General features: G+C 54.3%; 7 protein-coding genes. All 7 read left to right on the forward strand.

The features are described from left to right. Positions 1–16: 16 nt before the first annotated feature. Complete coding sequence (locus tag JWF83_RS13065) at positions 17–1,132, forward strand: SLC13 family permease (protein WP_413650655.1); 1,116 nt, start codon at positions 17–19, stop codon at positions 1,130–1,132. Positions 1,133–1,248: 116 nt separating this feature from the next. Continuing rightward, complete coding sequence (locus JWF83_RS13070; RefSeq protein WP_413650656.1) at positions 1,249–2,388, forward strand: HlyD family secretion protein; 1,140 nt, start codon at positions 1,249–1,251, stop codon at positions 2,386–2,388. Then, the gene (locus tag JWF83_RS13075; protein WP_413650657.1) at positions 2,385–3,953 is read left to right on the forward strand and encodes a DHA2 family efflux MFS transporter permease subunit; all 1,569 of its coding nucleotides are present in this window, start codon (positions 2,385–2,387) and stop codon (positions 3,951–3,953) included. The genes JWF83_RS13070 and JWF83_RS13075 overlap by 4 nt, the downstream gene beginning before the upstream one ends. 1 nt (position 3,954) lies before the next feature. Then, positions 3,955–5,484, forward strand: a complete 1,530-nt coding sequence (locus tag JWF83_RS13080; protein WP_413650658.1) for an efflux transporter outer membrane subunit — start codon at positions 3,955–3,957, stop codon at positions 5,482–5,484. 355 nt (positions 5,485–5,839) lie between these two features. Beyond that, positions 5,840–7,324, forward strand: a complete 1,485-nt coding sequence (locus JWF83_RS13085; protein WP_413650660.1) for a sugar porter family MFS transporter — start codon at positions 5,840–5,842, stop codon at positions 7,322–7,324. Positions 7,325–7,588: 264 nt separating this feature from the next. Beyond that, positions 7,589–10,228 carry a hypothetical protein gene (locus JWF83_RS13090; protein ID WP_413650661.1) on the forward strand — a complete coding sequence of 880 codons (2,640 nt, stop codon included), beginning with the start codon at positions 7,589–7,591 and terminating at the stop codon, positions 10,226–10,228. Between the two features lie 135 nt (positions 10,229–10,363). After that, entirely contained in the window at positions 10,364–11,959 is a 1,596-nt protein-coding gene (locus tag JWF83_RS13095; RefSeq protein WP_413650663.1) for an ABC-F family ATPase, read from the forward strand. The last annotated feature ends 65 nt before the right edge of the window (positions 11,960–12,024 follow it).

Below are 12,024 nucleotides of genomic sequence, written 5' to 3' on the forward strand. Positions count from 1 at the left end.
TGACCTGTGAGCCACCATGGCAACATTGCTGAAGCCGTTTCTGCACGACCGTTTTCTTCATCTGTTAGTGGTTCTTGGCGCGCTATTAGCCGGTTTCGCCCGCTTTAAGCTGCCTGAACTGTCGCAGGCAGTCGACTGGAATACCATTATCACGCTGTGTGGCTTGCTGATGCTGACCAAAGGCATTGAAGCCAGCGGCTATTTTGACATTCTGGGACGGCGGCTGATTGGCCGTTTCCAGCATGAGCGCACACTGGCGCTGTTTATGGTGGCGGGTGCGGCGTTGCTTTCCACCTTTCTCACCAATGATGTGGCGCTGTTTATCCTCGTGCCGCTGACCCTGACGCTGCGCAAATTCTCCAGCCTGCCGGTTTCACGTCTGATTATTTTTGAAGCGCTGGCCGTTAATGCTGGTTCGCTGCTGACGCCAATCGGCAATCCGCAAAATATCCTGTTATGGAGCCACGGACAGACCAGCTTTGCCGGTTTTATCCTGCAGATGCTGCCGCTGGCGCTGGCGCTCACCGGCAGCCTGCTGTTGGTAACCTGGTTTAGTTTTGCTAAAAAGAAGATTCAGCGTCATGCCGAAGATCAGGTCAACGGCTGGCAGCGTCGGCTGCTGTTCAGCGCGCTGGCGATGTATCTGCTGTTTATTATCGCGCTGGAGCTAAAGCTGGCCATCTGGGGCCTGCTGCTGGTACTGCTGGTGTTTCTGTTTATTGCCAGGCGGGTACTGCTGACCATCGACTGGAGTTTACTGGCGGTATTTATCGCCATGTTTATCGATGTGTTTCTGATTACCCGTCTGCCGCTGCTGCAAGCGCCACTGCAGCATGTTTCGCAGCTCGGTGAGGGCGGTATCGGGTTGCTGGCTATCGGACTGTCGCAGATTATCAGTAATGTGCCGACAACCATTCTGTTGCTCAACACGCTGCCGGCCAGCACGCTATTTGCCTGGGCTGTCAATATTGGCGGCTTTGGTCTGCTGCCCGGCTCGCTGGCCAATCTGATTGCGCTACGCATGGCGAAAGATCGCCGCATCTGGTGGCATTTCCATCTGTTCTCAATTCCGATGTTATTGTGGGCGATGCTGGTGGGCTGGGGGCTTTTTTTGCTTATCGATGCGATCTAGTTTCGGGCTATTCCGGAAGTGTCAATAAATCCTGGCATTTGTCAGTTTTCTCCCTATGGTTAATAACAGTTTGGTCTTAACGGGCGCGGATGAGCCCGCAGTAAACTGTGAGAACTATGACAACTTCAGAGAAAATGCCGTCAGAAAACGATGCGCGTCAGCCAGACGACAATCAGCACTCACCCTCCGCCAGTCACACCAGTAATGAGCCGCCGCGTCAGCGACCGGGCAAGAAGCCGCTGATTATTCTGGCGGTGGTGGTGGGGGTGATGCTGATTGTGGCGCTGTGGTACTGGCTCGCCAATCGCAATATTGAAACCACTGATGATGCCTTTACCGAAGGGAATGCGGTTACCATCGCGCCAAAAACCTCCGGTTACATAGTTAAATTACTGGTCAGTGATAACCAGCGGGTGAAGCAGGGCGATTTGCTGGCGCAAATCGACCCACGCGATAGCGCGGCACAGCGCGATCAGGCAAAGGCGCAGTTAGGGCTGGCTACCGCGCAGCTACATCAGGCGCAGGCGCAGTTGGCGTTATCGCGTGTGCAGTATCCGGCGCAGCGCGATCAGGCCTTAGCCGACCAGGCCAGAGCCGAAGCCAACTTCCTTAATGCGCAGGCGGATTACCGGCGTTTACGCGGCGTCGATCCCCGCGCCACCTCACAGCGCAATATTGACAGTGCCAGCGCCCAGCTGCGCGCGGCACAGGCGCAGTTACAGAGCGCCAAAGCCCAAGTGGAAGTCGCCTCGCAGGTGGAGCTGCAAATTCGTCAGCAGGAAACCAACGTTGAGGCGCGCCAGCAGCAGGTTGAGCAGGCGCGGGCGCAACTGACGACCGCCGAACTGAATTTTTCCTGGAGCGATGTGCGCGCCCCTTACGATGGTTTTGTCACCAAACGAAATGTGCAGCCCGGCACCCTGGTGCAGGCGGGCAGCGCGCTATTTTCGCTGGTGTCGACCGATGTATGGGTGAGTGCCAACTACAAAGAGTCGCAGCTGGAGCGGATGCGTCCGGGTAATAAAGTGGAGATCGCGATTGATGCCTGGCCGGATATGAAGCTGGAAGGGCATGTCGACAGTATTCAGATGGGTTCCGGCTCGCGTTTTTCGACTTTCCCGGCGGAGAATGCCACCGGCAACTTTGTCAAAATCGTCCAGCGCGTACCGGTAAAAATCGTTATCGACAAAGGTCTGGATGCCAGCCGCCCCCTGCCGCTGGGCCTGTCAGTTGAGCCAAAGGTCCATCTGGAATGAGTCATAGCGAGAGCTGGCAACCCGCCAGTAATCCCTGGCTGGTCGCCATTACCGTTACGCTGGCGGTATTTATGGAGATCCTCGACACCACCATTGTCAATGTGGCGCTGCCGCACGTGGCCGGTTCACTCTCCTCCAGCTACAGCGAATCGACCTGGGTGCTGACCTCTTACCTGGTGGCTAACGGTATTGTGTTGCCCATTTCGGCTTTTCTCAGCCGGGTGTTTGGCCGCAAACAGTTTTTTATGATCTGCATTGTGATGTTTACCCTCTGCTCATTTCTGTGCGGTATCGCGACCGAGCTGTGGCAAATCATTCTGTTCCGCGTATTGCAGGGCTTTTTTGGCGGCGGGTTGCAGCCGGTACAGCAGTCGGTGCTGCTGGATTATTTTAAAGCTGAAGATCGCGGCAAAGCTTTCGGCTTATCGTCGATTGCCATTATTGTGGCGCCGATTGTCGGCCCGACGCTGGGGGGCTGGATCACCGATAACTACAGCTGGCGCTGGGTATTCTTTATCAATATTCCGGTCGGTATCCTGACGGTGCTTGCCATCTACCAACTGCTGGAAGATCCGCCGTGGGAACGCAAATGGGCGCAAGGCAGGCTGCGCATTGACTATATTGGTATCAGTTTAATTACCCTTGGTCTTGGCTGCCTGCAGGTGATGCTCGATCGCGGCGAAGATGATGACTGGTTCTCTTCCGGCTTTATTCAGCTGTTTGCGCTGCTGACCGCCATTGGTCTGGTTGGCGCGATTTACTGGCTGATGTATGCGAAAAAACCGGTGGTGGAAATTCATTGCCTGAAGGATCGAAACTTTGCCATCTCCTGCCTGCTGATGGCGGGGATGGCGATGATTCTGTATGGCAGCTCAGTTGTTCTGCCACAGCTGGCGCAGCAGGATTTAGGTTATACCGCCACCTGGTCCGGGTTAGTGCTGTCACCGGGCGCGGTGCTGGTGGTGATGACCATCCCGCTGGTGCTAAAACTGATGCCGCTGGTACAGACGCGCTGGATTATCGCCTTTGGCTTTACCTGTCTGTGTCTGTCGATGTTCTGGTCGGCGCGACTCACACCGTCGGTAGATTTCACCACGCTGTGTCTGATGCGCAGCGCGCAGTCACTCGGGCTGGGCTTCCTGTTTGTGCCACTCACCACCATTGCTTTTATTTCCATTCCGCAACGGCTGAATGCGGATGCCGCCGCACTGTTTACTATGTTCCGCAATGTTGCCGGCTCTGTCGGCATCTCGCTCTCCACCGCGGCGATCACCGACCGTGCCCAGGTGCGCAGTGCCAGTATGGTGCACAACATGTCACCGCTTAATGAACCCTTTAATCTCACCGTCGAGCGCTGGGCGCAGGCGATCCGCGATTTTACCGGCGCGGTGGGCGATCCGCTGACGCTGGCCAGCGGTCAGCTGTACCGGGAAATGGTGGCGCAGGCGCGCATTCTCGCTTATATCGATGTGTTTATCGGGCTGGGGATTGTGGCGTTGTTTTTGATTCCATTTTGTTTGCTGCTATCGCCGATTAAGAGCGAAGGCAGTGCAGGAGCACACTGATATGAACCTTTCTTCGCTGGCGCGGGCAGGAGGAGCGATTGCCCTCAGCGTGGCGATCGTCGCCTGCTCGGTTGGCCCTGACTGGCGGGCGCCAAAGAGTGATACGGCCGCCAGCTATCACGCTATGAAAGCGGGCGATCTCTCTTCACCGCAGGCGGCCGCCATCCAGCCGCAGTGGTGGAAATCCTTTCATGATGCGCAGCTGGACAGTTTGATCAACCGCGCCATCGCCGGCAATTTATCCCTGCAACAGGCGGTGCTGCGTATCGCGGGTGCGCGTGAGCAACTCGGGCAGGCGCGCGGCGGCTGGTTTCCCACGGTCAGTGCCAAAGCGGGCGTAACGCGCCAGCAGCTGGGGGTGAAGGGCGAACTGGAGTCCAACGGCGTGTATGACAGTGTCGGCGAAGTCGATCCGGAACTGCGTTCTGCGCTTGATGGCCTGACGAAACCGATCACCCTCTACCAGGGGAGCTTTGACGCCGCCTGGGAGCTGGATTTATGGGGCAAAGTTCGACGCCAGGTCGAGATGGCCAGTGCCCAACAGCAGGAGTCGCTGGAGAATCGTAATGATGCGCTGGTATCGTTGCAGGCCGAAGTGGCGCGCGCTTATTTGCAGCTGCGCGGCGCCCAGGCCATCAGCCAGACCTTACAAACCCAGGTCGATGTGGCGCAGCAAACTCTGGAACTGACGCAGAGCCAGCAGCGTAACGGGCTGGCGGCGCAAATGGATGTGGAAAATGCCCGTGCCGGGGTAAGTTCCCTGCAGGCCCGTCTGCCGCAGTATCAGGCGCAGGCGCAGCAGGCGATAAACAGCCTTTCGGTGCTTATTGGCAAGCCGCCAGGCGCGCTGGATGCCGAGTTGTCTGATCCTGCCGCGCTGCCGACACTGCCAGCCGTGGTGCCGGTCGGCGTGCCTTCAACGCTGGCGCGGCGTCGCCCGGATGTGCGCGAGGCCGAAGCCACGCTGCATGCCGCCACCGCCAATATCGGCGTCTCAGTTGCGCAGCTGTTCCCCAGCTTCTCGTTAACCGGGGAGGTCGGTATGCGTAACAGCCACGCCAGCTATCTGGATAACTGGAGCAGTAATTTTTACAGCTTTGGCCCGTCGGTATCGATTCCGATTTTCCAGGGCGGCCGTTTAGTCTCGGGGGTCAAACTGGCACGGGCGCAGCAGGCCAGTGCGGCGCTCAGCTACCGGCAGACGGTATTGAATGCACTACAGGATGTGGAAAATGCGCTGGTCAGTTATCGCACCGATCAGCAACAGTCCGCCCGGCTGGATGAGACGGTGCAGGCGTTGCAAAATGCCTTTAATCTGGCCAGTGATAGCTATCGTCAGGGGCTCTCCAGCTTTATTGATGTGCTGGATACTCAGCGTCAGCTGGCGCAGGCCCGGCAGCAGGCAGCGCAGGCGCGCGTGCAAACCAGCCTTGATCTGGTGGCGCTGTATAAAGCGCTGGGCGGTGGCTGGGAACCGTATCAACAGGTGGACTTGCCGCAGTATCCGGTGTTTGGCCCGGCAGGCCAGTAAGGTTATCACCCTCCTCAGTTCTCTCCGTTTGCCAGATGTCGGGCGGCATACAGGCCGCCCGGCAGTCGCCCAGGTTCTTTTTGCTACCGCAATGAAACTAAAATTCCTCTTTTATTATTTGCGAAATAATAAATTTATTTCTGATGGAAAAATTTGCATGAATGCAACTTTTTAAATTTGTATATGCGATATTTATCACATTATTATCGGTAGCTTATGACCTGTGTTGCAAATTTTAATTCCATTGTTAATAAAAATGAAAATATTGAACTAAGTTGTGTAATGGCAGGTGATTCATTAACATTTCTGTATCACCCGAGTATCCCTATAACCCGATACCGGAGACGAAGCCATCATGGCAAAAGAACAATATCTTTCGCAAGGCAGGGCGTCAGGACCTAATAGCAGCACGCCCGCTGAACCTTTTGTAACGGTGATCGCCGCGATTGCCACCCTCGGGGGCTTGCTATTCGGCTATGACACCGGCGTTATCTCAGGCGCATTGCTGTTTATGGGCGCTGAGCTGCATCTCACCCCGTTTACCACCGGATTGGTGACCAGTTCATTACTGTTCGGCGCCGCTTTCGGCGCACTGGCTTCCGGCCATTTTGCCGCGGCGGCCGGGCGTAAAAAAATCATCGTGATCCTGGCGGTCATTTTTGCCAGCGGGGCACTCGGTACCGCACTGGCGCCGGATGTTAACTGGATGATTTTCTTCCGTCTGGTATTGGGTATCGCCGTGGGCGGCGCAGCAGCCACCGTGCCGGTGTATATTGCCGAGATAGCGCCGGCCAATAAGCGTGGTCAGCTGGTAACGCTGCAGGAATTAATGATTGTTTCCGGTCAGATGTTGGCATATATCTCCAATGCCGGTTTCCATGAAATCTGGGGTGGTGAGCAGAGCTGGCGCTGGATGCTGGCGATCGCCACTGTCCCGGCGGTTCTGCTGTGGTTTGGGATGATGTTTATGCCAGATACCCCGCGCTGGTATGCGATGAAGGGGCGGCTGTCTGAAGCGCGCGCCGTGCTGGAGCGTACCCGCGCCAAAGAGGATGTGGAGTGGGAACTGATTGAGATTGTCGAGACGCTGGAAGAGCAACGCGATCGCGGTAAACCGCGTCTGCGCGATCTGAAAACCCCCTGGCTGTTTAAACTGTTTCTGATTGGTGTTGGCGTGGCAGTGATCCAGCAGCTGACCGGCGTCAATACCATTATGTATTATGCCCCGACCATGCTGACGGCGGTGGGAATGAGTACCGATGCGGCGCTGACCGCCACCATTGCCAACGGCGTGATCTCGGTGCTAATGACGTTTGTCGGCATCTGGCTGTTAGGCAAAATGGGGCGTCGCAGCATGGTGAAGCTGGGACAGTTTGGCTGTACCGCCTGTCTGTTTTTTATTGGCGCGGTAAGTTATCTGATGCCGGAAACGGTTAACGGCCAGCCGGATGTGCTGCGGGGTTATATGGTACTGCTCGGCATGCTGATGTTTCTGAGTTTCCAGCAGGGGGCGCTGTCGCCGGTCACCTGGCTGCTGCTGTCGGAGATCTTCCCGACCAGGATGCGCGGTATCTTTATGGGCGGCGCGGTGTTTGCGATGTGGATAGCTAACTTTGCCATTTCCATGGCTTTTCCGCTGCTGCTGGCCAGCGTCGGGCTGGCAGGCACCTTCTTTATCTTCGGCGTTATCGGCGTGGCCGGCGCGATATTTGTAGTGAAATGTATCCCGGAAACGCGTAACCGCAGCCTGGAGCAGATTGAGCACTATCTGCATGACTGGCTAAGTGATGATGCCGAAACTAAACCACTGGTTGCGCCGGGAAAACGTACCGCGGCTTAATCTGTGTCCTGTTTACCGGCAATAATGCCCGCTCTTTGCGGGTATTATTATCTTCGTCATAAATAAAAAATCGTCACTTTCTAATTCTGGCGTGAGGGTAGAGGAATATTTTTAAAATTAAACCGTTAATGAGGTAATTAATAGAATTTTGATAAATTTTTGCCATTTTATTTACGCTCAACTTAAATTTTTATGTCACGGCTATTTAAACCGGTGTCTGGCTACAGTGACATAACAGGCTAGCTAAATAATATGGGGTATTTTATGCGTAAAAATCATAACGACTCACCTTTTAAACCGCGCAAACCACGCCAGCGGAATCACTCGTGTTGCGATGAGGGTAAAGAGCCGCCGGAGGTGAGCAGCGAACAGCATGGCGGTGTCTGCTTTGATGCGCAGCGCGAGGAACAGACGATTAACGGATTATTTAGCCGCTGGCTGGCGGCCGATAGCCTGCGCGACGGCAGTGCGCAGTTCCACGGTCGGGCGGCATGGCAACTCAGCGCAGATACCCTTAATCGCCAGCTTGGCAATAGTATTTACAGTAGCGACCCTCCTGAAAATAAGCCTGACCAGCGGGCGGCAGCCAAGCTGGATACGCTGGAGCAGGCATTTAGCGCCTGGCGGCAGCAGGCTGACTATCTTGGCGATCAAGGGCAGGCGCAAAGCGAAAATCTCAGCCATTTACTTAGCCTGCTCAATGAAGCGGAGATCGCGCTATTTAACCCCGACGATCAGCCGTATAAAACCCTGCCCAGTTTCCCACGTTATCTCTATTTACTCAGCCATATTTTGCAGGAGAACGTCAGAACTGGCGCGCTGGATGAAGATGCGGCGATGATAGAAGATTATTTGCAACGCGCAGAAGCCTATTTAGATGGGGTAATGGTCAGCGCCTTTGAGGATCGCCGTGGTTATATTCACTGGTATCAAAATGGGCCAAGGAAAGAGCTGGTCTATATTTATGATGAGTTTACCGCACAATCGCTAACCGAATGGGCGCCACTCAGCAATGAGGTCGCAGCCTATATGGCGGTGGCGCGTGATGTCTTGCGCGATCGCATCGCCGATGCCTGGGTGGCGGAGTTGCATATTGAAGAGATGCAGGCGGCGCTGGCGCAGGTGTTTTCCGCCAGCGAAATGCCGCTTAGCTGGGCGCAACGGCGGGAACAGCTGATTTATCTGGAGAAACACTATCTTGCGGTGCCGGACAGCGCTGCGGCGCAAAGCAGCGATCAGCAGGCGGTTTCCTTCCCTGCGCCGCAGATGCCGGAAGTTTATGGCCTGATTTTGCCCGATATTCGCGCACGCTATCTGCCAGGCGTCAGCGCCCGTTCGCCAGAACGGCTGTTTGTGTCTCAGCCGAGATGGGAAGATATTTTCCCGGATAATGGTGAGTATCTGACGCGAATGATTATGAACGGTATGGTAACCAATATGATGCGCGGCTTAATGGGCGCCGCCTTTCCCGCCACTATCGCCGGCGGAGGATTACTGGGCGCGGTTGCCCCAATGATTCATATGATACTGGGACTCTTCTGGCCAAAACCAAAAGCGATCACCATGCAGCAGGTGATCAAGGAGATTGAACTCAGATTAAACGCGGCACTGACCGAACACTATATCAATGACCTGCTACTGAAGTTCAGAGGGGCGGCGGGCGCTTATGAGTCGCAGATGCAAGTGCTGGAAGATCTGAATAAGGGAAATGATGATAAAGCCACCTGGAGTATGGGTGATTTTCAGCGCTGGCAATCGGTATTTGACCAATTTTATAACTTGACTCTCCATATGTATGACAATAAATATAACTTCCAGTATCAGGTTAGCCAGATATTTCCTTCTTTTGCCACCCTGGCGATGAGTGTGCTTTCTGGCGCGATATTAACCTACAAAAAAGGTGATAATATTAGCTTCTTTATCAGCCGTTATGAGTATTTTCTTAATGGCTGGTACGAATATATGCAACGCCTGATGGAACAGAGCTGGAATAATATTAATCGGGTGGATACTAAAAATCTCGATCGTTTTAAAATCGGGAGTAACTGGCATGTGGTGGATCTCTATTCAAGAAATAAACTGGGCGGGTTTGTTAATACTTACTATCTGACGCAAACGCATCTGTTTCAACATTTGTCGCCGGCGATGGATATGTTTAAAGTCCGGGTCAAAATGTGGCTGACCAACAATAGTGGTTTGCGCGCACTTTGCCAGGCCTATGATGCGACGGCCAGCGCCTATAACCGCGCTTATGGAAAAAGTCTCCCCTCCAACTCTGTGGCCTATATTTATGACTTTGTGTTAGGGGATGCATGGTATGCCGCCGGAATGAACCACCACCAGGCTGCCAATCAGCTGGAGAATGTTGACGGTGGGGGCGCTTATTACAAACAACTTTATCCGGCTCTGGAAAATGTCTATATCCGCTTTGGTCGGCAGGCCAAACGCAATGACTGTTTTATGGGGATTACCACTAATCAGCCTTACCCGGCCAGACGCTATTATGGCCCGGGTGACTATGCCGATCTTGCCACCCGTAATGAAGATGGTTCGGTCATTGAATGGACGGGCTATCAGTTTACCTGTCCGCGCGGGTACTTTGTTGTCCTCTATTCAGAGATTAACTTTGGCGAATATAAAGATCCCGGCAGCGATGTGGTGAAATATCGCGGCACCTCACGGGACCTGCCGAACTACTTAGATATCGAGCAAAGTTTTCCGGAGGGGATAAAAGCCAAAAGTATGAAAGTCCGTATCGATGTTCGTTACTGGCAAGCCGGTACTGGCAGGCCCTACAACCGGCTTGGCAGGGTACAGTTCACTGAATGGGCCGATATCACCACCCCGGATGGCAAGCTGACGGTGCTGAAAGATATTGCGCAGGCGGATATGGATAATAGCTGATAACCGGGCTGGCGTGGACAAAGAGGATTGTGGTGCGTGGCGTAAAGGGGAGGCAGGCTGTATTCGCCGCCCCTTTTTTTATGGCATAATGCGCGCTGACTCACATTTTAATTCTCCAACCGTAAGGCAATCCCTGTGCTAGTTTCCAGCAACGTCACCATGCAGTTTGGCAGTAAGCCGCTGTTCGAAAACATCTCTGTCAAATTTGGCGGCGGTAACCGCTACGGCCTGATTGGCGCTAACGGCAGCGGCAAATCCACCTTTATGAAAATTCTCGGCGGCGATTTAGTGCCCTCCGCCGGTAACGTTTCCCTCGATCCTAACGAGCGCATCGGTAAGCTGCGTCAGGATCAGTTCGCCTTTGAAAAATACAGCGTGCTCGACACGGTGATTATGGGGCATGGCGAGCTGTGGGAAGTGAAGGAACAGCGCGACAGCATTTATGCCCTGCCGGAAATGAGCGAAGAGGACGGCTATAAAGTCGCCGATCTGGAAGTGAAATATGGCGAGATGGATGGCTACACCGCCGAAGCCCGCGCCGGTGAACTGCTGCTCGGCGTGGGTATTCCGCTGGAACAGCACTATGGTCCGATGAGCGAAGTGGCCCCCGGCTGGAAACTGCGTGTCCTGTTAGCCCAGGCGCTGTTCTCTAATCCGGAAATTCTGCTGCTCGACGAACCTACCAACAACCTGGATATCGACACCATTCGCTGGCTGGAGCAGGTGCTGAATGAACGTAACAGCACCATGATTATCATTTCCCATGACCGCCACTTCCTGAATATGGTGTGCACCCATATGGCGGATCTGGATTACGGCGAGCTGCGCGTCTATCCGGGTAACTACGACGAATATATGACTGCCGCCACTCAGGCGCGCGAACGTCTGCTGTCGGATAACGCCAAGAAGAAAGCACAGATTAACGAACTGCAGTCCTTTGTCAGCCGCTTTAGCGCCAACGCCTCGAAATCCCGTCAGGCGACGTCACGTGCCAAACAGATTGACAAGATTAAGCTGGACGAAGTCAAAGCCTCCAGCCGCCAGAACCCATTTATTCGTTTCGAGCAGGAGAAAAAACTGTTCCGCAACGCACTGGAACTGGAAACGCTGACCAAAGGTTTCGATAACGGCCCGCTGTTTAAAAACGTCAATCTGCTGCTGGAAGTGGGCGAGAAAGTCGCCATTATCGGTCCGAACGGTATCGGTAAAACCACTTTCCTGAAAACCCTGGTGGGCGATTTGCTGCCGGATAACGGTACGGTGAAATGGTCTGAGAATGCGCGCATTGGCTATTATGCGCAGGATCACGCCCATGACTTTGACAACGATCTGAACGTGTTTGACTGGATGAGTCAGTGGAAGCAGGGCAGTGATGATGAGCAGGTGGTGCGCGGTATTCTTGGCCGTCTGCTGTTCACCCAGGATGATATTAAGAAACCGGCGAAGGTGCTGTCCGGTGGCGAGAAAGGACGCATGCTGTTTGGCAAACTGATGATGGAACGTCCGAATATCCTGATTATGGATGAGCCGACAAACCACCTGGATATGGAATCGATCGAAGCGCTGAATATGGCGCTGGAGATGTACGAAGGCACGCTGGTGTTTGTTTCGCACGACCGTGAATTTGTCAGCTCACTGGCCAGCCGCGTCATCGAGATTACCCCGAGCCGACTGATCGACTTTACCGGCAACTACGAAGATTATCTGCGCAGTAAAGGTGTGGATAACTAAGCGTGTGCTGCGGGAGGCATTTGTGCCTCCCGTACGCTGTGTCAGATCCCCAGCGGTATGTCTGA

This window comes from Pantoea sp. B65, from assembly GCF_047308185.1.
In the GTDB taxonomy this organism is placed as follows: domain Bacteria; phylum Pseudomonadota; class Gammaproteobacteria; order Enterobacterales; family Enterobacteriaceae; genus Erwinia.